The sequence below is a fragment of the Micromonospora cathayae genome (assembly GCF_028993575.1).
Lineage (GTDB): Bacteria > Actinomycetota > Actinomycetes > Mycobacteriales > Micromonosporaceae > Micromonospora > Micromonospora cathayae.
Map to the genome: position 1 here is coordinate 4,903,985 of NZ_CP118615.1, position 20,376 is coordinate 4,924,360.

Sequence of the window (20,376 nt, forward strand, 5' to 3'; positions counted from 1 at the left end):
CTGGGGCGTACCGGCCGACACCGGCCGGCACGACGAGGAGGGTGACGTGGGGCTGCTGACCATCGGGGTGTTCGCCCGTACCGTGCGGCTGACACCGAAGGCGTTGCGGCTCTACGACGACTTGGGGCTGCTCCCACCGGCGGCGGTCGACCCGGACACCGGCTACCGGCTGTACCACCCGGACCAGGTGCCCCGGGCCCGGCTGATCGGTCGGCTCCGCGCCATCGGCATGCCCCTGGCGGAGATCCGCGCGGTGTGCGGGCTGCCCCCGGCCGCCGCGGCCGAGGCGGTCGACACCTACTGGCGGCGGGTCGTCGACGACACCGCCGCCCGGGGCCGCCTCGCCACCGTCCTCGTCGACCACCTCTCCGGAAGGGACACCGCCGTGCGCGAACCCGGCATCGGTTTCCGCTACGCCACCGGCTGCGAGACCGGCCCCGTACGGGACAGCAACGAGGACGCCACGTACGCCAGCGACCGGCTGCTGGCCGTCGCCGACGGCATGCGCGGCCCCGGCGGCGCGTCGGCCGCCGCCACCGCCGTCGCCGCGCTGGCCGCCCTGGACCCGGTCGTCGCGCCCGCCGTGGACCTGCTGACCATGCTCGCCGCCGCGGTCACCGACGCCGACCGCGCGGTACGCCGGTACGCCACCGCCGACCACCAGCCGGTCACCACCCTGACGGCGGTACGGTGCGCCGGCACGCAGGTCGCCCTGGTGCACATCGGCGACACCCGGGTCTACCTGCTGCGCGACGGCGGGCTGCACCAGCTCACCCGGGACCACACGTACGTGCAGTCGCTGGTCGACCAGGGCCGGCTCGACCCGGCCGAGGTGTCGACGCATCCGCAGCGGTCCCTGCTGGTGCGGGCCCTCGGTGCCGGCGAGCGCGTCGAGGTGGACCTGTCGGTGCGGGCCGCCCAACCGGGCGACCGGTACCTGCTGTGCTCCGACGGGCTGTCGACGGTGCTCGACCGGGCCGACCTGCACGCCGTGCTCACCGCCGCACCCGACCCGGACCGGGCCGTGACGGACCTGATGGCCCGCGCGTACGCGGCGGGCGCCCTGGACAACATCGCCTGCGTGGTCGCCGACGTCGTCACCGACTAACCGGTGGACGGGCCGTCCGCGTCGAGGGCGGCCCGCCACGACCACCCGGTGCGGCGGGGCCGGTCCCCGAGCGGGGCCCGGCCGGTCGACCAGAGCAGCACCGCCGCCGCCTCGCCGTCCGGGGCGTCCGGGAAGAGCCGCCGCAGCACGGCGGCGCTGGCGTCGGCCGGCAGCCGCCACGGCACCCCGAGGCCCCGGGTGATGTCGTGGGTGTGCAGCAGGATCTCGGCCACACCCATGGCCGCGAAGCCCTCCGGGTCACACGGCCCCCAGTGCCAGGCGCGGACGTCCGGGTCGGCGGTGTCGACGGCCGTGGCCAGCAGCGTGGCGCAGGCGGTGACCACCCGGAGCACGTCGGCCGGGCCGGCGGTGTCGGGGACGGTCAGGTCGAACGGCAGGTACCCGTCGGTGGGTCGGCCGGCGAGCTGGCCGGCGTAGGCGAGCAGGTCGTGGGCGACGTGCACGGCGGTGTCCCGGCAGCTCCACTGCAGCGGCCCGGCCGGCACCGTCCAGTCGCCGTGGACCTGCGGCCGCAGCACCCGGACCAGTTCGGCCGCCGCACCCGTCACCGCCGGCCCGTCGAGCCTCACCGCGACCCCGGCGCGGTCAGGCAGGCGTACGCCCGCAACCGGTCGGGACGGTTCCGGTCTCGGTGCACCCGGACCGCGTCGGCAGCGCCCAGCGTCGCGTCGTCCAGGTCCGGCAGATGCGTCACCACCAGCGGCTCCCCGGCCGGCAGCACCCCGGTCACAACCGCCTCCACCAGCGTGTGGTTGACGTGCACCAGGTAGTCGGCGATGGTCAGCCCGTCGGTGGCGACCGCCAGCCGCCAGGCCCGGCCGCCGGCCCCCGCCCCGCCGGGCACCACCAGCTCCGCCGGCACGGTCAACGGCCCGGCCGGGAACAGCTTCACCAGCCGACGCAGCCCGGTCACCTCGGCCGCCGGGGCCGGCCCGTACCAGGCGATCCCGGCGTCCACCCGCGCGAACCCGAACCGTTCCCGCAGGTTCGCCGGATTCCCGGCCAGGAACACGGTACGGGTGAAGGCCGCCAGCCACGCCCGCCCCTGCTCCGGGTCCAGCGACGCGGCGAACCGCGGCGCCGACCCGGCCAACGCCACCGGGTCGAACCGGTTCAGCACCACCACCGCCGTCAGGTCCACCGACGGTGCCGCCGGCCCGGCCCCGACGTGCGGGTCCCCGGCACCGGCCGGCGGGTCGAGCCAACCGTCGGCGTCGACACCGGCGCGACGCATCCGTTCCCGCAGCACCCCGGCCAGGAACTCCTGCCGTCCGTCCGTCACACCAACACCAGCCTCGTCAGTTCCCGTACCGGCGGCCGGCCGTGCCGGGCCAGCAGCGCCGACGTCAACCGGTACGGGTCCACGTAGTGGTGCCCGCCCATGGCCCGCCGCAGGAAACGGTCCACCTCGCCGAGCCGGGCCCGGGGCGCCGTCGCCAGCAGCCGGCCGGCCCGGGTCACCGCCGCCCGTAGCTGCTCCACCCGGAACGACTGCTGGGTGCCCCGCCCGAGGACCGCGATGAAGTACAGCCGCAACCCGAGCCGCACCGCCGCGTCGTCGGCATCACCGTCGGCGAGGGCGTCCCGTACCGCCGACAGGGTGTACCCCTGCCAGCCGCCGTGCCGACTGGACCGCACCACCCCGTCGATCGGTACCCGGTCCACCACCTCCCGGGACACCCGCGCGCCGAGTGCGGTCAACACCCGGTCCAGCAGCAGGTAGTCCTCGGCCAGTTCCCGGTCGTACAGCAGCACCACCTCGTCGTAGCCGGCCGCCACCGGGACGAGTTCCCGCAGCGCGCAGGCCAGGTAGTTGGGCTGCCCGTCCGGGGACACGATCTGCCGCAGCGGCAACCCGAACCGGGTGGCGTCCAGGTACACCGGCCCGCCGTCGGCGCGCAGGTCCAGGCACAGCGACCGGCTGGCCAACGTGTCCACCGTCTCGGCCAGGGTCGACGCGGGCGGCTGGGCCACCCCCAGGCCCGGGTCGTGCAGGCCGAGCGCCCGGTAGTGCCCGACCCACAGGTCCACCAGGCGGGCACTGGCCGGGTGCACCCAGCCGGTCTGCTCCACCCGCCGCCGGTACGGCAGCAGCGCCCGATGGTCGGGGCGCTGCGGCTGCGCCTGGTACCGCACGTACCACTCGCCGATCTCGTCCTCGCCGAGCGTGGCGAAGTCGACCCGCGGGCCGGCCCGGTCCAGGTACTCCCAGAACCCGAGCGTCTGACCGGTCACGTTGTACGTGGTGAGGCTGTACCGCAGGTCCACGTCCGCGACCAGCGCGGTGGCCTTGTAGAGGGCGTCGACCCAGAGCAGCCCCTTGACGTGGCTGGGGGTCAACGGTTTGGTGGGGGTGACCGTCACCGGCGCGACCAGGACCCGGGGCACCCTCCCGGTGTCCCCACCGGTGGCCGGGGCGGTCATCGGCCGGTGCCGGCGGTCACCCGGGGCCGCACCGGGCCGGTCACACCCGCCGTCCGTGGACGCAGAACACCCGCTCGACGTCGGGCACCAGGTCACGTGGCGGCACCGGGTCCCGCCACCGGCCGCCGTAGTCGGCGCCGGGTTCGCCCGGCTGCACGGCGACCGCGTCGATGCCGTACTCGGCGAACAGCAGTTCCGGGGTGTCGCTGCCGAACAGCCACGGGCTTCCCCACGCCTCGAACACCGCCAGCAGTGGCCGCATCACCGGTGACCGCAGCGCCTGCGCGTTGACCATGTCGCAGGCCACCCGGCTGCCGGGGGCGGTGCTGGCGGCCACGGTGGCGAGCAGTTCCCGGGCCTGCCGTTCCGGCAGGTAGTACAGCAGCCCCTCCAGCAGCCACACCGAGGCCCGCGTCGGGTCGTAGCCGGCGGCGACGAGCGCGTCGGTCCAGCCGGGGACGAGCAGGTCCGCGCCGACGGTGCGGCGGGTCACCCCCGCCGGCAGGGCCTCGTCGCCGAGCACGGCGTCCTTGAACGCCAGCACCTGCGGCCGGTCCACCTCGAAGATCTCCACCTGCGTCGGCCAGGGCAGCCGGTAGGCGCGGGTGTCCATGCCGGCCGCGCCGATGACGATCTGCGTCGGGCCGGAGTCGGCGACGGCGGTGAGCAGGAAGTCGTCGAGGAACCGGGTCCGGATGGCGTTGTAGTCGGTGGTGTTCGGCAGCGGCCGCTCCGGCGCGGGTTCGGCCCGCTTCTCCCCGCTGACCGTGTCGACCGTACCGAACAGGTCGGGGCCCAGTTCGGCGGCGAGTTTCACCGCGTACGGGTCGGCGTAGAGGCGGTCCGGTCGGGCCGTCTCCTGGGCCCGCAGCGCGGCGGTGAGCAGCGCGGTCCTCGCCACGGCGTCGAAGCCGTCCATGCCTGTCCTTTCGCTGGCGGTCGACGGCGACGCGGGTCGCGTGCCGGTGGTGTGGCGGCCGGTCACCGGCCCAGCACCCGCTGCCAGCCGGCCTCGTCCCGCTGGAAGACCCGGTCCTTGACCTGGGCCGGCCGGGTGCCCTGGGCGACCCGCCACTGCCATTCGGTCAGGAACCGGTCGGCGGGCACCAGGTGCAGCACGGGCGGGTCGAGGCGACCGGCGGCCCGCGCCGTCCGGTAGCCGGCCGACACCGATCCGAGGGCGGTGTCGAGGGCCCCGGCCAGCGTCCGGGTCTCGGTGTCGCCGAACGGCCGGAACGGGGCCAGCGCGAACTCGTACCGGGGCACGTCGACGCCGGTGTCGACGGCCCGGCAGGTGGCGTTGACGACCTCCAGGCCGCCTCCGTCCAGCGCGGTCCGCAACGCCCGCACCACGTGCGACTCGCGGAGCCGTTCCCCGGCGACGTCGCTGAGGTTGCGGCGGCCGGCGTACTCGACGCGGGGCACCCCGGCGACCCGGTCCACGACCCGCACCACGTCACCGAGCGCGTACCGGTACAGCCCGCCGACGTGGGTGAACACCACGTGGTACTCCTGTCCCTCGGCCAGTTCGTCGTGCCGCAGGGTGGGGCTGTCCGGCCGGATGTCGTCGTCGGCGGGCAGGAACTCGTACCAGGCGGCGGGCACCACCAGCGGCCCGGCGGTGGGATGCCGGTCCAGGGCGACGGCCACCGGCCCTTCGGACGCGGCGACCGGCGCGGGCAGCACGGTGACGCCCGGCCCGAAGGCTTCCCGCAGCCGGGGCAGGTACAGCGAGGCGAGCCCGGTGGTCCAGCAGAAGATCAGCTCCAGGTTCGGCCACACGTGCGCCGGCAGCAGGGTGCCGTGGTACGCGGCGAGCCGTTCCAGCTGGGCGGCCCGTTCCCGGTCGGCCGGCCCGTACGGGTGGCCGCCGAGGGTGCCGTCGTGCAGGTCCTTGACGATGCGCGGCCACCACTGGGCGAGCTGGTGGGGCACCGCCGCGACCATCGCCGGGTTGATGCCGATGACGCAGCGCAGGTCGGCCTGCACGGCCAGCCGCAGCCGCAGGTAGGCGCGTTCGAGGTGGTCGGCGTCGGCGGCGTGGGCCGGCAGGGTGGCCCAGGGCGCGCGGGTGCCGGGTTCGGCGGACAGGGGTTCCCCGAAGGCGGTACCGAAGTCGACCTGGCTGGCCCCGGCGTGCGGGCGGCCCGACGCGGTGGTGTCCACCGGCACCGGGTCGTGTTTGAGGTTCAGCGTCGAGTCGTCGTGGGCCAGTACGGCGGGGAAATGTTCGGCGAAGTTCGCCCACGCCGCGTAGTAAAAAGGAAAGAACACCCGTTTCATGAAGGTCCGGGTGATGGGGATCTTCTTGCTGTCGCCGGTGCTGCCGCTGCTCTTGAAGAACACCACCGGATCGTCGGCGGAGAGCACATTCTGCTCACCGGCGGCGGCGCGTTCGATCCACGGCGCCAGGGCGTCGTAGTCACGGATCGGCACCGCCGACCGAAAATCGTCGATATTCCGGATTCGCGCGAAGCCGTGTTCGACGCCGAATGCGGTGCCGGCGTTGTGGGCCAGTACGTCGGCCAGGGCCTGCTGTTGGTGTTCGGCGGCGGTGGGCAGCGCCCGGCGCAGCGCGTCCCGTTCGGCGACGACCCTATGCCGGTACTGGGTCAGCCGCGACGAGGTCGGGGTCTGGGTCATTGTTCCGTCTCACAATCTGTTCCACCCGGCGGGCGATCACGTCGATGTCGGCGTCCGACTCGACGACGAAGGTCGGCAGCCCTCGGACCTCGGCGAACATCTCCCGGCGCAGGTCGGCCTGGAACCGTTCGAAGGCCTCCCGGCCGGGGCGGGCCCCGTAGTGTTCGAACCGGTTGAGGCGGTCGCCGCTGGCGGAGCGCCGCCACGCGGTCCGCACGTCGGTGTCGAGGTAGATGACCCCGCGGGGCGCCGGGAAGGACCGCCACCAGTCGAAGAGCACGTCGTTGACGAGCCCGGCGAGCCGGCACTTGGCGAGGATCTTGTAGTAGTACGAGTCGACCAGCACCGGCTCGCTCCCCGGCTGGCGCAACGCCTGGTCACGGAGGAAGACCACGGCGGTCTGCAGGACGCTGAGCACCAGGTCCGGCGAGTACCGGTCGGCCGCGCCGCGCAGCGCCTCGGGCACGATGTCGTCCCGCAGCCGGCTGATCAGCGGGAGTCCGGGGTCGAGAAGGCCGTCGTCGTAGGAGACCGCGGCCCACCCGGTGGTGTCGCTGACGGCGGTCAGGACCGAGGACTTGCCCGCGTAGTCGGGGCCGAGCAGCACCCAGAACGGGGCGTACCCGCCGACGGCGGCGGGCGGGCGTGGCGCCGGCGCGGTCGGGTCGGACGACGACATCCCCGGGCCCTCCCCACCTGAATGGCGCCGGTTTTCCGGACGCGATCCGACCCGCGATTCCGCTACCGTTTTCGGCCTAAAGCCGCGCCGGGCGAATCACGTGCTTTTTGCGCACTTCGGTGCGCCATTGCTCTGCCCGGGAGCGGAATCGTGTCCCGTCGGCTGGCGCGTGCCGACATTACGTCGGAAGGATCTTCGATGTCAACGTCCGGTGGTCGACAGACCACAGCGCGCGACCGGCCCGAGTGGCCTTGATGTCGTTCGATAGGCGACGGTTCCGCCCGATCCCATTTGCGGGGTAGGAAATGTGGCCGGTTGATCTGCGGAAACGCGGTGACGTGGGCGCAGGGGCGCGGTCGGAGTCAGCCGATGTCGGCGCGGTGAACCGCCGGGGCCGAGTGGTCGGTCAGCTGTCGGTGGCGCGTGGGGCGTACATGATGATGGCGACGCCGACCAGGCAGATCGCGGCGCCGACGACGTCCCACCGGTCCGGGCGGAACCGGTCCACGACCATGCCCCAGGCGAGGGAGCCGGCGACGAAGACGCCGCCGTAGGCGGCCAGGATCCGCCCGAAGTTCGGGTCGGGTTGCAGGCTGGCGACGAACCCGTACGCGCCGAGCGCGACGACGCCGGCGGCGATCCACCACAGGCCGCGGTGTTCCCGCCAGCCCTGCCAGATCAGCCAGGCGCCGCCGATCTCGGCGAGCGCGGCCAGGATGAACAGCAGCAGGGAGCGGACGACGGTCACGTCCGGGACCGTACCCGGACGTGACCGTCGCCAGTACGCACGGGTGGCCCGTCGTCGCCCAGCAAGGCGGCCCTGGGCGGGCCGCGCATGCCGTGCGCCGTCGACGCCGCCGACCCGTGATACCGGTACCGCACCCACCTCGACGACCGGCGCGCCTCCACCTGCCAGCGGGAGATCCTGGTGGCGCACGCCGGTCCGGTCGACGGGTCAGCTTCTCCGCCACCGACACGTTCGGCCACGTCGTGCCGTCGGGGCCGCCGGCGGAGACCCTGGACGTGGTGCGCCGCGCGGAACGGGCCAGAGCCCCGGAGCAGGGGAGCCGGCAAGAAACGTGTCACCAGCCGGGAACGAGAGCTGGCCGTCGAGTCCTGACGCGTGCCGACGCCTGTTCAGATCCAGCCGTTCGCCCGGGCTCGGTGCGCGGCCTCGATCCGGTTCCGTGTGCCGGTCTTGCCGATCGCCGCTGACAGGTAGTTGCGGACTGTGCTTTCCGACAGGTGTAGCCGCGCGGCGATGTCCGCGACTGTCGCGCCGTCCACGGCTGCGACCAGAGCCTCCCGCTCCCGGTCGGTGAGCGGATTCGGTCCCGCTGACAACGCTGCCGCTGCGAGCGCCGGGTCGATCACCCGCTCGCCCGCGAGCGCTCGCCGTACGGCTGCCGCCAACTGCTCGACCGGCCCGTCCTTGACGAGGAATCCGGCCGCGCCGGCTTCCATCGCCCGGCGCAGGTAGCCGGGCCGGCCGAAGGTGGTCAGGATGAGGACTCGGCAGCCGGGTAGATCCTCCCGCAGTTGCGCCGCGACGTCGAGTCCGTTGCCGTCGGGCATCTCGATGTCGAGCAGGGCCACGTCTGGACGTGTGTCCACGGCGGCCCGCAGTGCTTCGGCCGCGGTGCCGGCCTGGGCGATCACGTCGATGTCCGGCTCGAGGTTCAGCAGCAGGGCGAGGGCGCCGCGCATCATGCCTTGGTCCTCGGCGAGCAGCAGCCGGATCATGCGGTCACCATCGCGGGCAGGTGTGCGGTCAGTTCGATCCCGCCGTTGGGCATCGGGCCGACGTGCAGCGTGCCTCCGGCCTGGTGGACTCGTTCGACGAGACCGCGCAGCCCGTTGCCGGGTGGAGCGTGTCGACCTACGCCGTTGTCGCGGACGGTGAGTGTCGCCCCGCCGGTGCCGGAGCTCACCACGATGTCGCAGCGGGTGGCTGCGCTGTGCCGCATCACGTTCGTCACCGCCTCGCGCAGCACCCAACGGAACACCTCGTCGGCCTGCACGCCGAGTGGGGGCCCGGTCTCGTCGAGTGTGACCTGGACGCCGATGTCGGTCAGGACGGTTCGGGCGTTGTCCAGCTCGCGGGCGAAGCTGTGCTCGCGGTAGCCGGTGACGGCTTCGCGGACCTCGGTCAGCGCGGTACGGCCGATCCGTTCGATGTCGGCCGCCTCCCTCGCGGCGCGTTCGTGGTCGGCGGGGACGAGGCGGCGGACCACCTCGGCCTTGACCACGATCAGGGACAGGGTGTGGCCGAGTAGGTCGTGCAGGTCCTGAGCGAACCGTAGGCGTTCCCGCTCGACAACGGTGCGGGCGAGTTCCTGCTGTGTGCGGCGTAGTTCCTCGACGAGCCGGACGAACCGCACGAAGGCGATGGTGGACGCGCCGGCCAGCCCGGTGATCAGGGCGATCGGGGTGGTGTCGGCGGCTGGCAGGGAGTGCACGGAGCCGATCACGAGGATGGCGGCGATGCTGCCGCCGACCCAGGCGAATCCGGCTGCCGGGCGGACGAGACCCAGCGCGCCGGCCGAGCATACGAACAGGAGGAGGGTGAGCCAGCTGCCGCGCCCGGCGGCGTAGGCGGCGGCCAGCCCGGTACCGAGCAGCGCGAGGACGGCCAGCCCCGCATGGTGCACGACGGGACGGACCGGCAGGTGCACCACAGGCACCGCCACCAGGGTCATGTAGAGCAGTACGAAGACGATCAACCCGGTGGCGGCCACCGGCCGGTGCGTCACCGCGGCGGCTACGGGCAGCAGGAACCACAGCCACGCCGTGTGCGCGACCAGGAGCGCGACCCCGCGCCGCCGGGTATGCCGGTCGCCGGACATGATCGCCACCGTATCCGCTGTCAGCGGCGCGCTGTCGAACGCCGGTACGCCCACGCCGCGACGAGGGCGAACCCTGCGGTCCAGGCGGCCAGGACGGCCAGGCCCGATCCGGTGGGCGGGTGCCCGGCTGCGGAGCGCCAGCCGAGCTCGGCGTACCGGTAGGTCGGCAGCGCGTGCGCGAGGCTCCGCAGACCTTGCGGGAAGTAGGCGGCGGGTGCGAGCAGTCCGCCGAGCACGGACAGCGCGAGGAAGACCAGGAAGTTGACCGGCACGGCCATCTGCGGGGACAGTCCGTAGCCGATGGCGAGGCCGAGCAGCGCGAACGGCGCCGTGCCGGCCCACATGAGCAGCAGCAGCGCGACCCACCGGCCAGTCGACAGTTCGACGTGATGCTGGATGGCCGCGGCCGCGCCGACCGCGATCACCGGTGGGATCGCGGTGAGGCTGCTGACGAGGGCTTTCACGGCGACGACCCGCCCGGCCGGCAGCGGGGTGGTCCGGAGCTGGTGCAGCCAGCCCGCCGCGCGTTCCTGGGAGACCGCTGATCCGACCATCAGGACGCCCGCGACAGCGCCGTACCCGGCCAGGCCGATCATGACGGCGACCGGTGCGGCCAGTCCTTCGAGGCGGTCACCTGCGGACCAAGCCGAGAAGATCAGGTACGTGGCTACCGGCCCGATGATCGAGAAGAACATCAGCCGGGGGTCCCGCACGAGGCGGCGCAGTTCGAATCGTAGGTAGGCGCGCATCAGTGCTCCGTTTCGGTGGCGACGGACGATTCGGTGAGAGCGAGGAACGCCCGGTCCAGGGAGACGTCGTCGCGTACGCCGGCTGTCGCGCGGATCTGCGCGGGTGTCCCGTCGGCCACGATCCGCCCCGCGGCGAGGACCACGATCCTGTCGGCGTACTCGTCGGCCTCGGGTAGCTGGTGGGTGCTGAACACGACGGTTCTGCCGTCGGCTGCATACGAGCGGATGGCGGTCCAGAACGCCTGCCGTGCCGCGACGTCCATGGCGGCGGTTGGCTCGTCGAGGATCAGCAGATCGGGGTCGCCGGCGAGGGCGAACGCGAAGCGGGCCCGCTGTGCTTCGCCGCCGGACAGTTTGTCGAGGCGTCGGCGGGCGAGTCCGGTCAGGCCCGCCGCGGTCAGGATCCGGTCGGTGTCCAGTGGGTGGGGGTACAGGGCTCGGGCCAGTTCGATCACGTCACGGACGGTGGCCCCGGGCACGAACGCGCCGTCCTGGAGCATCGCGCCGATTCGGCCGGCTCGGATCGCCTCGGCGGGGGTGCCGCCGAACAGCGTCGCCGTTCCCGTGTCCGGTGGGGCGAGACCCAGCATCATCGACATCGCTGTGGTCTTGCCCGCGCCGTTCGGGCCGAGCATGGCGACCACGCTGCCCCGCTCGACCGTCAGGTGGAGGTCGTCGACGGCTCGGACGGAACCGAACCTCCTGCTGATCCCGGTGAGGCGTACCGCCATGTCGTCCATGACGATCACGCTATGAAACCGCTGGTCACGCGAGCAGAGCCGCGAATACGCGGTCCGCCGTGACAAATGTCCTTTGGGAACAGGTCGGTGAGCGACGTGGACCGGGACCACGGGCGGGGGCGGCTCGGATGCCGACGGATCTTCGCCGAGAAGCGGTCCGGCCGCGACACCGACCGCGACCGTCCACGTGCCTGACACACCTCGCCCGGATTACCTAATTACCGGTAACGACAATCCGATAATCCGGTCGGACAAAAGGGGCATAGGGTCTGCACATCATAATGTCAGTTAAGGTGCGTAAGGATTTACGCTGGTGCACAGCGTGCCTTGCTGCCCTGGTCGCGCGGGCGCGCACCGAGCCGGCCGCGCTTGCCGGCCGCCGACGTAGGTAGCGAGGCTTCGCCGGCTCTGGAGGAGGACGGCTACTTCTCGGACGCCAGTGGTGCGGGGCGTGGCCACAGGTACCCACGGGCCCGTGGGCGACAGTTGATCAGCTCTAGGAGATCGCTCGGTACTGGAAGCCGTGGAGCGTCGCCGTGGCGTGCCCGGCGGGCTCCCCGTCCGGCGGGGTGACGGCGATGGCGAACACGTCTCCCGAGCCGTACGCGTCATCGACCACCGTGAGCGTGATCACGTCGTCCCTGTCGTGGGTGAACACCGTCAGGGTGAGCTTGCGTTCTGTCACGCGGATGGTGATCTGGGCCTGCGTGAACGTGCCGGTGGGTTCGCCGGCTATCGCGGTCACTTCAGGCTCGATCCGATAGATACGTACGCCGCCCGACGCGCACGCCGACACGCCGTATCTGTCACGCATCAGCATGCTGATACACGACGTGGGACCCAGAGCGTCGGCGTGGAGGGTGATCTCGTAGGCGGGTGGGAAGGCCCGCCCGGGCCAGTGGAGCGAGACGCGGGCGTCCCGGTAGGCCGCCCGCTGACCGGTACAGGTGACCTTGCCCTTCAGGAGGGTCCAGCGTGCACCCCCGTTGTCGCATCCCGCCCCGGGCGCATCGGCCTGGTAGAGCCTCGGCACGGTGGGCTTGGCTGCCGGGCCGCCGACGAGCCCCGGTGCCGCCTCGGATCCGCGCCAGAGCAGTACCGCGCACAGGCACAGCACGAGCAGAAGAACAAGGGGAGGCACGGTGCCCCGCGCCGGTGGGTGAGAGTGCTTCTCGATCGTGACGTCGTGCATCACGACGGTGGTGACAACACCGTGGTGATGGGCGGTCGCGCCACCCGAGGGTGTGATCTGTGGGGGCCGTTCGTCACCGGCCGGCTGTCGTCCGGTGTCGGCCGGCACACCGCCCGTGGTGGGGGCCGCGACAGTGTCTTCGACCCGGTTCGGCCCGGGCGCCGGCACACCTGGCGGCGAGGGTGGGGGCAGGAGGTACGGCGCGCCCATGGCGATCAGCGCCACCACCGCGCTGATACCGCTGGCCAGCTTGTCGGCCTTGTCCAGTCCCACCACGAGCAGGTATCCGGCCAATGCGACGACGATCACGCCGAACACCACGCGTGCAGCCCACACCCAGTGCCGGGTCCGACGAGGCACAGCAACCCCCAGGTCAACGATCAGTTCACTGGGTACTGGCTTCGACCGATGGACGCACACCACCCACGGTAGTGCCACAGTAACCGAAGTCGCCGGCAGTGGGTGCTCTCGGGCCGGGTCGGTAGTCCGTGCACGTCGCACCGCAAGGCCCGCCCGCCTGCCTGGCGTCCCGGACCGCCGGTGTGACGGACGGTCCCGGCGCCGTTGTGGCCAGGAACGACAAAGGGCAAGGAGTCCGGCTCCCTGCCCTTTCCAAGGTATAGCGCACCGGGGGTCTTGCGGCAAGACCCGGGTGGTGCCGCAGAATCCTCCGCCGGGGCCGGAAGCCGGGCGTCACCAGGGGTTCCGTGACGGACGTGGTGCCGGGCAGGTGGGGGCTCGCTCCACCGGACGGTGCGCGGCGACCGGCCGAGATGATGGGGGATTTCGTGATCGACGTGATCGTCGCCGGTGGTGGACCGACCGGCCTGATGCTGGCCGCCGAGTTGCGGCTGCACGGTGTGCGGGTGCTCGTGCTGGAGAAGGACCCGGAGCCGCCCCGGTACGTCCGGGCGCTCGGCCTCCACGTGCGCAGCATCGAGGTGCTGGCCCAGCGGGGTCTGCTGGACCGGTTCCTGGCGCACGGCCGGCAGCATCCGGTCGCTGGTTTCTTCGCCGGTATCACCGCGCCCGCGCCGGACGGGTTGGACACCACGCACCCGTACGTGTTGGGCATTCCGCAGACCGTCACCGACCGCCTGCTCGCCGAGCGTGCGGTGGAGGTCGGTACCGAGATCCGGCGGGGCAGCGAGCTGGTGGAGCTGAGCCAGGACGACCACGGGGTGACCGTCGGGTTGGCCGACGGCACGGTGCTGCGCTCGCGGTGGCTGGTGGGCTGCGACGGCGGCCGCAGCACGGTACGCAAGCTGCTCGGTGTCGGCTTTCCCGGTGAGCCGAGCAGGGTGGAGACGCTGCTGGGCGAGATGGAGGTGGCCGTGCCGCCGGAGGAGGTGGCGGCCGTGGTGGCCGAGGTCCGGCAGACCCAGAAGCGGTTCGGGTTGGGGCCGCTCGGGGACGGGGTGTACCGGGTGGTCGTGCCCGCCGAGGGGGTGTCCGGGGACCGTACGGTCGCGCCGACGTTGGCGGAGTTCCGGCGGCAGTTGCGGGTGGTCGCCGGCACCGACTTCGGTGTGCACTCGCCGCGCTGGCTGTCCCGGTTCGGTGACGCCACCCGGCTGGTCGAGCGGTACCGGACGGGCCGGGTGCTGCTGGCCGGCGACGCGGCGCACGTCCATCCGCCGACCGGTGGGCAGGGCCTCAACCTGGGGATTCAGGACGCGTTCAACCTCGGGTGGAAGCTGGCCGCCGAGGTCGACGGGTGGGCGCCGGCGGGGCTGCTGGACAGCTACCACACCGAACGGCATCCGGTGGCCGCCGACGTGCTGGACAACACCCGCGCGCAGATGGAGCTGCTGTCCACCGAGCCGGGACCCCGGGCGGTGCGGAGGCTGGTGTCGGAGCTGGTGCGGTTCCCCGACGTCAACCGGTACCTGACCGAGAAGATCACGGCGATCGGGGTCCGCTACGACCTCGGGGAGGGGCACGACCTGCTCGGCCGGCGACTGCGGGACGTGCGGCTGGGCCGGGGGCGGTTGTACGGGCTGATGCACGGTGGCCGGGGGTTGCTGCTCGACCAGACCGGCCGGCTGTCGGTGGCGGGCTGGGCGGACCGGGTCGACCACGTGGTGGACGTCAGCGACGAGTTGGACGTGCCGGCCGTGCTGCTGCGCCCGGACGGCCACGTGGTGTGGGTGGGTGACGACCAGCAGGAGCTGTCCGGTCCGCTGTCCGCGTGGTTCGGTGCCGCCGTCGGGTGACCGGCGTGGTGGTCGACGCACGTCGGTGACGACCGGCGGGCGTCGAACCCGCGCCCGGGGCGGTGGTCGCGCCGACCGGGTCAGGGGCCGGTGGCCGGCGCGGGCCTGGGCGGCCTCGGCGGCCTGCCGTTCCCGCCAGCGGCGTTGGGCGTCACGGTTGCAGGCCCGGCAGGTCCGGCGGTACGTGCCGGTGGTCGGGTCGGTCTCCCGCTCGTGGCCGTTGCGGCAGCGGGGCGCCCGGGCGCGGGTACGGCTGTTCTCGGCGGGGGTGATCTGACGCAGGTGGGTGGGTTCGATGCAGTCCCGGACGCCGCAGAGGTGGTCGACGTGCAGGTCCGGGTCGTGGTCGCCGACGAAGACGGCGTAGGCGGCGATGTGTGCCCAGGCGCGCCCGGCGACCTTCTGGTAGTCGCCGGGTCGGTTGCCGTAGCCGCGCACGACGAGGCAGCCGGTGCCGGTCCGGGTGGAGCGGGCGAGCAGGTGCTCGCGCAAGCTGTCGGGGGTGAAGTGGCGGGACAGCCCGTTGACGCCGGAGAGCATGCGTCGCAGGGTACGGGCTGGTCCGGACGTCGTCAGCCTCGGCCGCACGTCCTCCGCTTGACGATCGGGCGGGTACGCGTTATCAAAGAAGAGGAGTTGAGTCCACCAGACTCAACCTGAAGCTTCGGTACAGGAGAACCGAGGAGGCACACCATGCTCATGCGTACCGACCCGTTCCGGGAGATCGACCGGCTCGCGGACCAGTTCTTCGGCACCGCCGCCCGTCCGGCGGTCATGCACCTGGACGCCTACCGCGACGGCGACCACTTCTACGCCGTGCTCGACCTGCCCGGTGTCGACCCCGACAGCATCGACTGCACCGTGGAACGCAACGTGCTGACCGTCCGGGCCGAACGCCGCCGTCCCACCGGCGACACCGTCGAACTGGTCGCCGCCGAGCGGCCCATGGGGACCTTCACCCGACGACTGTTCCTCGGCGACACCCTCGACACCGACCGTCTGGAGGCCGGCTACGACAACGGGGTGCTGACCCTGCGGATCCCGGTGGCGGAACGGGCCAAGCCCCGCCGGGTCGCCGTGCTGGCCGCCAACGGCACCGGCCGCAAGGAGATCAACGCCTGACCGGTACGACGAGGCGCGCCCACGTACGCCCGGGCGCGCCTCGTCGCGTTCCCCGCCGGAAGCTGAGAGCCTTTCCGGTATGCCACCCTCGGACGTTCCGGTGCGGTACCGCCCGTCGTCGACCCCCGCGCTGCCCGGCGGGCCGGTCGATTTCACCGAGGCGTGGCTGGCCAACCGGCGACTGTCCGCCCACACCCGGGACGCCTACCGGCGGGACGTCACCGGCTGGCTGACCTGGTGCGCCGACCACGGCATCGACCCGCTGCGGGCGACGTTCCTGCACGTCAACGCCTACGCGCGGGCCCTGGAGACCACCCTCGGCGCCCGGACGGGTCGGCCGTTGACCCCGGCCACCATCGCCCGCCGCATGTCGGCGGTGTCCAGTTGGTACGACTTTCTGCTGCGCCTGCGGGCCGTCGAGGTGAACCCGGTCGCCGGCGCGGACCGGCCGCACGTGGACCGGGACCATTCCGCCACCGTCGGACTCACCCCGCAGGAGGTGGACGCGCTGCTGGCCGCGGCCCGCGCCGACACCGGCCCGACCGCCGTCCGGAACCAGGCCGTGCTGGCGTTGCTGGCCGATCTGGGGCTGCGGGTCGGGGAACTGGTGTCGTTGAACGTCGACGACCTGGGTGTCGAGCGGGGCCACCGCAGTGTCCGGTTCGTCGGCAAGGGTGGCCGGTCCCGGCGGCGGGCGTTGACGCCGGGCACCGCGTACGCGGTGGACGCGTACCTGGCGCAGCGGGCCGCCGGGCAGGGCGTGCCGGTGGCCGACCTGACCGGTCCGCTGCTGGTCACCGCCACCGGCGGCCGGCTCGACCGGCACTCGGTGTTCCGGCTGGTGCGGCGGCTGGCGCGGGCCGCCGGCATCCCGGCGTGGGCGAAACTGTCCCCGCACTCGCTGCGGCACTCGTTCGCCACCACCGCCCGCGCCGAGGGCGTCCCCCTGGAGGACGTGCAGGACGCGATGGGGCACGCCGATCCGCGGACCACCCGCCGCTACGACCGGGACCGGCACAACCTGGACCGGGATCCGGCGTACGTGATCTGGGCGGCCCGGTCCCGACGTACCCCCGGCTGACCCGGCCCGGCGGACACGCCGTGGGGCGGCCCGGTTCAGTGGCCGATGCTGTCCAGTTCGGTCATGTCCTGGGCGGACAGGGACAGTCCGGCGCCTGCGGTGTTCTCGCGCAGGTGGGCGACGGACGAGGTGCCCGGGATGAGCAGAATGTTCGGCGAGCGCCGCAGCAGCCAGGCCAACGCGACCGACATCGGCGTCGCCGCCAGCCGCTCCGCGACCCGCGAGAGGGTCTGCGACTGCAGGGGCGTGAACCCGCCCAGGGGGAAGAACGGCACGTAGGCGATGCCGTCGGCGGCGAGCTGGTCGACGAGGTCGTCGTCGTGGCGGTGGGCGAGGTTGTACATGTTCTGCACGCACACGATCGGCGCGGTCCGGCGCGCTTCGGCAACCTGCTCCGCGGTGACGTTGCTGACCCCGATGTGGCGGACCAGGCCCTCCCGCTGAAGGTCGACGAGCGTCTCGAGCGCCTCGGTGACCGGGTCGGGCCGGGGGCCCTGGGCGTCGCCCATCCGCAGGTTGACCAGGTCGAGGGTCGGGACGCCGAGGGAGTCGAGGTTCTCGTGGACCTGCCTACGCAGGTCGTCGGGACGCCGCGCCACCGGCCAGCCGCCCCGCGTGTCGCGGGTGGCGCCCACCTTGGTGGCGATGACCAGCGACGAGAGGACGTGATCATCGTGGTGCCTTTCGCTTCCCGCCGGGCTGGTGCCTCCCGGCTGCTGGCACCAGTGTTGAAGACATACTTCCCTTCCGGAAGTAGGTACCCTGAGGTGCGTAACCGTCCCGAACGGGGGAAAGGTGGGGCCAGTGGCGACGACGGCGGCCGCCGGGAAAAGGGCACAGGCCAAGGCCGAGTACGACGCGTTCCTGGCGGCGTGTCCCAGCCGTCAGCTCCTCGACCGGATCTCGAACAAGTGGGTCGTGCTGATCCTGTGCGCGCTGGGAGGTGACGGGTCGCACGGCCCGACGGCGATGCGCTACTCGGAACTGTCCCGGCTCCTGGCCGGCGTCAGCCAGAAGATGCTGACCCAGACGCTGCGGGCCCTCGAACGCGACGGGCTGCTCACCCGTACCGTCACACCCACCGTGCCCGTCACCGTCACCTACCGACTGACCGACCTGGGTTTCTCCCTGCACCACCTGACCCGTGGGCTGCGGGGCTGGGCACAGGACCACATGGGCGACGTCCTCGCCCACCGGGCGAACAACGACGCGACCACGGTCTGAGAATCAGCAGAGCAGGTCGACGTGCTGGTGGGCGTCCACCGCGATCTCCTCGTGCCGCAGCCACCGGCGCGCCCACAGCCGGGCGGCCACCTCGGCCGGTTCGTCGCCCCACGCGGCGTGTTCGACCAGCAGCGCGCAGGTCAGCGCCGATGCGGCGCGCAGCGCCACCGCCCGCGCGCCGGCGACCGCCGCCACTCCGGCCGGGTCGGCGGCGACCTGCGCGAACGTGTCCCGCAGTTCCTCGGTGACCGCGGTGAGGGTGTGCGCGAGCGCGGGGGACAGGCTGCGGGCGGTGTCCGCGGCGGCGGCGAGCCGACGCAGCAGCGGCCGGCCCGCGTCCTCGCGGCTGACCGCGCGCAGCACGTCCAGGGCGAGCACGTTGGTGGTGCCCTCCCAGATCGGCAGGACCTGCGCGTCGCGCAGCAGCCGGGGCACGCCGGTGTCCTCGACGTAGCCGGCCCCACCGAACGCCTCCACGTACTCGCTGGCGCAGGACACGGCGAGCCGGCCGGTGGCGAGTTTCGCCAGCGGCGCGACCACCCGCAGTTCGGCGGCGGCGTCCGGGTCGGCGCCGATCTCCACCCGGCCCATCAGCGCGAACGCGTGCCCGGCCAGTACGAACGCGCCGGCGGTGTCCACGCCCAGGGTGCCCAGGGTGGCCCGGTGCAGCGGCGAGTCGACCAGCCGGCCACCGGCGACCTGCCGGGCGTCGGCGTACGCACGGGCGTACGCCAGGCCGCGCCGCATCCCCGACACGGCGGCGGCGGCGTTGTGCAGCCGGGTCACCACCACCAGGGTCATCGCCCGGGCCAGGCCGGGTTGGGTCGGGTCACCCAGCGGCAGCGCGTACGCGTCCCGCAGCCCCACCTCGGCGGTGGGCAGCGCCCGGGTGCCGAGTTTGTCCTTGAGCCGGTGGATCCGTACCCCGGGGGCGGGGCCGGTCGGGTCACCACCGACCGCGAGGGGCGAGTCGGCGGCGTACCGGGGCACCAGGAACGGGGCGAGGACCCGGCTGCCCCGGCCGGCCCCTTCGGGGCGGGCCAGGGCCACCGCCAGCGCCGAGTCCACCGCCGAGCAGAACCACTTCTCGCCGGTCAGCCGCCATGATCCGTCCCGGGCGGGCCGGGCCAGGGTACCGGAGCGGGCCAGGTCGGAGCCGCCCTGCGACTCGGTCATCCACTGCCCGCTGGTGACCGCCACGTCCGGGTCGGTGGCGGTCAGCCGGGGCAGCCACGCGTCCCGCACCGCCGGGTCGACCTCGGGACGCGACAGCAGCGCGGCGGCCCCGTCGGCCATCGCCACCGGGCAGGAGAACGTGGCCGACTCCGCCCCGTACAGGTGCAGCAGGGCGTGCTGCACCACCCGGGCCGCCGCGCCCCAGGTGCCGCGCGCGTCCGGCAGGTACGGCAGGGCCACCACGGCGTGCCGGGCGGCGGCGGCGCGTTGGGTCCGCCAGCCGGCGGAGGTCTCCACCCGGTCGACGCGGGCGCCCCACGGGTCGTAGCGGACCAGGCGGGGCGGGTGCGCTTCGGCGTCGGCGTGCGCGGCGCGCAGCGGGCCGACCACGTCGGCGGCCAGGTCGGCCAGGCGGCCCTTCGCGGCGGCGTGCCCGGCCGGGCCGAGGTGCCGCTCCAGCCACGACCGCAGCAGCGGGTCGCCGGTGTACGGGTCGGACGGTGCCGGGACCTGTTGCACGAAGCGGACCATCGGGCACTCCTGGTGTTTCACGACGGGGTTGCGTCGACCGTAGACGATGCCTGCCGGCGGCGACAGCCGTGACCGGCTGCGCGGGCGGTGTCGGGTTATCTAGCGTGGGTCATCATGTCCTCGGCGTCGTGGTCCCGTCCGCACCGGCCGCACCGGCCGGTGCGGGCCGGCGCGACCGTCGTCGCCGCGCTGCTCGGGTTGTGTTGTGTGGGGGTGGCCGGGCTGGGCGTGTGGAACGTGCAGGCGGTCCGGCAGGCCGACGCGCCGGTCCGCGCCACCGCCGACGCGTTCCTCACCGAGGTCACCGCCGGTGACGCCGACGCCGCCTACCGGCGGTTGTGTGCGCCGGCCCGGTCCCGGTGGTCACCGATCGGGTTCGCCGCGTGGGTGCGTACCCCGCCGGTGCTGACCGGCCACCAGATCACCGACGTGTCGGTGGCGACCCGCGACGGCCGGCCGACCGGCACGGTCACCGTGCGGCTGACCCGCGACGGCGGGGCCGCCGAACAGCGTGACCTGCCGGTGGTGAAGGAGGACGGCGGGTGGCGGGTCTGCGGTGACCCGTTCTGACGCCGCACACCGGCTCGTCGACCGTCCGACCCGCCGAACACCGCGGCGACCGCC

Annotated in this window: 19 protein-coding genes and 2 pseudogenes; 6 read left to right on the forward strand and 15 right to left on the reverse strand. The window is 73.2% G+C overall.

Annotation, left to right across the window (positions count from 1 at the left end; genetic code table 11):
* The first annotated feature begins 46 nt into the window (after positions 1-46).
* Entirely contained in the window at positions 47-1,108 is a 1,062-nt protein-coding gene (locus PVK37_RS21975) for a MerR family transcriptional regulator (RefSeq protein ID WP_275029524.1), read from the forward strand.
* On the opposite strand, the gene PVK37_RS21980 is transcribed toward PVK37_RS21975, so the two are convergent.
* The 12 genes from PVK37_RS21980 to PVK37_RS22035 form a co-directional block, all read right to left on the reverse strand.
* On the reverse strand, positions 1,105-1,698 hold the full coding sequence (locus tag PVK37_RS21980; RefSeq protein WP_275029526.1) for a maleylpyruvate isomerase N-terminal domain-containing protein: 594 nt from the start codon (positions 1,696-1,698) through the stop codon (positions 1,105-1,107). The genes PVK37_RS21975 and PVK37_RS21980 overlap by 4 nt on opposite strands.
* Positions 1,695-2,411 carry a DUF6182 family protein gene (locus PVK37_RS21985; protein WP_275029528.1) on the reverse strand — a complete coding sequence of 239 codons (717 nt, stop codon included), beginning with the start codon at positions 2,409-2,411 and terminating at the stop codon, positions 1,695-1,697. The genes PVK37_RS21980 and PVK37_RS21985 overlap by 4 nt, the downstream gene beginning before the upstream one ends.
* Entirely contained in the window at positions 2,408-3,553 is a 1,146-nt protein-coding gene (locus PVK37_RS21990) for a hypothetical protein (RefSeq protein WP_275029530.1), read from the reverse strand. Before PVK37_RS21990 ends, PVK37_RS21985 begins: the two co-directional genes overlap by 4 nt.
* A 40-nt stretch (positions 3,554-3,593) precedes the next feature.
* The gene (locus tag PVK37_RS21995; RefSeq protein WP_275029532.1) at positions 3,594-4,472 is read right to left on the reverse strand and encodes an SAM-dependent methyltransferase; all 879 of its coding nucleotides are present in this window, start codon (positions 4,470-4,472) and stop codon (positions 3,594-3,596) included.
* Positions 4,473-4,534: 62 nt separating this feature from the next.
* The gene (locus PVK37_RS22000; protein WP_275029534.1) at positions 4,535-6,196 is read right to left on the reverse strand and encodes a GH3 auxin-responsive promoter family protein; all 1,662 of its coding nucleotides are present in this window, start codon (positions 6,194-6,196) and stop codon (positions 4,535-4,537) included.
* Complete coding sequence (locus tag PVK37_RS22005; RefSeq protein ID WP_275029535.1) at positions 6,150-6,875, reverse strand: hypothetical protein; 726 nt, start codon at positions 6,873-6,875, stop codon at positions 6,150-6,152. The genes PVK37_RS22000 and PVK37_RS22005 overlap by 47 nt, the downstream gene beginning before the upstream one ends.
* Positions 6,876-7,281: 406 nt before the next feature.
* Positions 7,282-7,623 (reverse strand): YnfA family protein, encoded by a 342-nt coding sequence (locus PVK37_RS22010; protein WP_275029536.1) that lies wholly within the window; start codon positions 7,621-7,623, stop codon positions 7,282-7,284.
* Between the two features lie 389 nt (positions 7,624-8,012).
* A complete protein-coding gene (locus PVK37_RS22015; RefSeq protein WP_275029537.1) occupies positions 8,013-8,618 on the reverse strand; it encodes a response regulator transcription factor in 606 nt (201 codons plus the stop codon).
* Positions 8,615-9,721, reverse strand: coding sequence for a sensor histidine kinase (locus tag PVK37_RS22020; RefSeq protein ID WP_275029539.1), 1,107 nt, complete (start codon positions 9,719-9,721; stop codon positions 8,615-8,617). The genes PVK37_RS22015 and PVK37_RS22020 overlap by 4 nt, the downstream gene beginning before the upstream one ends.
* A 20-nt stretch (positions 9,722-9,741) precedes the next feature.
* A complete protein-coding gene (locus tag PVK37_RS22025; protein WP_275029540.1) occupies positions 9,742-10,470 on the reverse strand; it encodes an ABC transporter permease in 729 nt (242 codons plus the stop codon).
* A complete protein-coding gene (locus tag PVK37_RS22030; protein ID WP_275029541.1) occupies positions 10,470-11,210 on the reverse strand; it encodes an ABC transporter ATP-binding protein in 741 nt (246 codons plus the stop codon). Before PVK37_RS22030 ends, PVK37_RS22025 begins: the two co-directional genes overlap by 1 nt.
* A gap of 496 nt (positions 11,211-11,706) precedes the next feature.
* Complete coding sequence (locus tag PVK37_RS22035; RefSeq protein WP_275029542.1) at positions 11,707-12,723, reverse strand: hypothetical protein; 1,017 nt, start codon at positions 12,721-12,723, stop codon at positions 11,707-11,709.
* Positions 12,724-13,190: 467 nt separating this feature from the next.
* Here PVK37_RS22035 and rox point away from each other — a divergent pair, with 467 nt between their 5' ends.
* On the forward strand, positions 13,191-14,618 hold the full coding sequence (gene rox / locus PVK37_RS22040) for a rifampin monooxygenase (RefSeq protein WP_275035206.1): 1,428 nt from the start codon (positions 13,191-13,193) through the stop codon (positions 14,616-14,618).
* Positions 14,619-14,879: 261 nt separating this feature from the next.
* Here rox and PVK37_RS22045 read toward each other — a convergent pair.
* Positions 14,880-15,158 (reverse strand): annotated as a pseudogene (locus PVK37_RS22045) (HNH endonuclease); the annotation flags it as partial.
* Positions 15,159-15,311: 153 nt separating this feature from the next.
* Here PVK37_RS22045 and PVK37_RS22050 point away from each other — a divergent pair.
* Both PVK37_RS22050 and PVK37_RS22055 read left to right on the forward strand, forming a co-directional pair.
* On the forward strand, positions 15,312-15,740 hold the full coding sequence (locus PVK37_RS22050; protein WP_275029543.1) for an Hsp20/alpha crystallin family protein: 429 nt from the start codon (positions 15,312-15,314) through the stop codon (positions 15,738-15,740).
* 79 nt (positions 15,741-15,819) lie between these two features.
* Positions 15,820-16,821: a tyrosine-type recombinase/integrase gene (locus PVK37_RS22055; RefSeq protein WP_275029544.1), complete on the forward strand. Its 1,002-nt coding sequence runs from the start codon at positions 15,820-15,822 to the stop codon at positions 16,819-16,821.
* Between the two features lie 35 nt (positions 16,822-16,856).
* Here the strand turns inward: PVK37_RS22055 and PVK37_RS22060 are convergent.
* A pseudogene (locus PVK37_RS22060) lies at positions 16,857-17,477 on the reverse strand (oxidoreductase); the annotation flags it as partial.
* Between the two features lie 148 nt (positions 17,478-17,625).
* Here PVK37_RS22060 and PVK37_RS22065 point away from each other — a divergent pair.
* A complete protein-coding gene (locus PVK37_RS22065; RefSeq protein WP_275029545.1) occupies positions 17,626-18,045 on the forward strand; it encodes a winged helix-turn-helix transcriptional regulator in 420 nt (139 codons plus the stop codon).
* Between the two features lie 3 nt (positions 18,046-18,048).
* Here the strand turns inward: PVK37_RS22065 and PVK37_RS22070 are convergent, their stop codons facing one another.
* Complete coding sequence (locus tag PVK37_RS22070; protein WP_275029546.1) at positions 18,049-19,752, reverse strand: acyl-CoA dehydrogenase family protein; 1,704 nt, start codon at positions 19,750-19,752, stop codon at positions 18,049-18,051.
* Between the two features lie 111 nt (positions 19,753-19,863).
* On the opposite strand from PVK37_RS22070, the gene PVK37_RS22075 reads away from it, so the two are divergent.
* Positions 19,864-20,322, forward strand: coding sequence for an Rv0361 family membrane protein (locus PVK37_RS22075; protein ID WP_423791100.1), 459 nt, complete (start codon positions 19,864-19,866; stop codon positions 20,320-20,322).
* Positions 20,323-20,376: the final 54 nt, after the last annotated feature.

Coding starts and splice junctions, on each gene's coding strand:
- PVK37_RS21995 (WP_275029532.1), bottom strand. CDS start 4,472: ATGGACGGCTTCGACGCCGTGGCGAGGACCGCGCTGCTCACCGCCGCG.
- PVK37_RS22000 (WP_275029534.1), bottom strand. CDS start 6,196: ATGACCCAGACCCCGACCTCGTCGCGGCTGACCCAGTACCGGCATAGG.
- PVK37_RS22015 (WP_275029537.1), bottom strand. CDS start 8,618: ATGATCCGGCTGCTGCTCGCCGAGGACCAAGGCATGATGCGCGGCGCC.
- PVK37_RS22070 (WP_275029546.1), bottom strand. CDS start 19,752: ATGGTCCGCTTCGTGCAACAGGTCCCGGCACCGTCCGACCCGTACACC.
- PVK37_RS22030 (WP_275029541.1), bottom strand. CDS start 11,210: ATGGACGACATGGCGGTACGCCTCACCGGGATCAGCAGGAGGTTCGGT.
- PVK37_RS21990 (WP_275029530.1), bottom strand. CDS start 3,553: ATGACCGCCCCGGCCACCGGTGGGGACACCGGGAGGGTGCCCCGGGTC.
- PVK37_RS22055 (WP_275029544.1), top strand. CDS start 15,820: ATGCCACCCTCGGACGTTCCGGTGCGGTACCGCCCGTCGTCGACCCCC.
- PVK37_RS22020 (WP_275029539.1), bottom strand. CDS start 9,721: ATGTCCGGCGACCGGCATACCCGGCGGCGCGGGGTCGCGCTCCTGGTC.
- PVK37_RS22050 (WP_275029543.1), top strand. CDS start 15,312: ATGCTCATGCGTACCGACCCGTTCCGGGAGATCGACCGGCTCGCGGAC.
- PVK37_RS22025 (WP_275029540.1), bottom strand. CDS start 10,470: ATGCGCGCCTACCTACGATTCGAACTGCGCCGCCTCGTGCGGGACCCC.
- PVK37_RS22005 (WP_275029535.1), bottom strand. CDS start 6,875: ATGTCGTCGTCCGACCCGACCGCGCCGGCGCCACGCCCGCCCGCCGCC.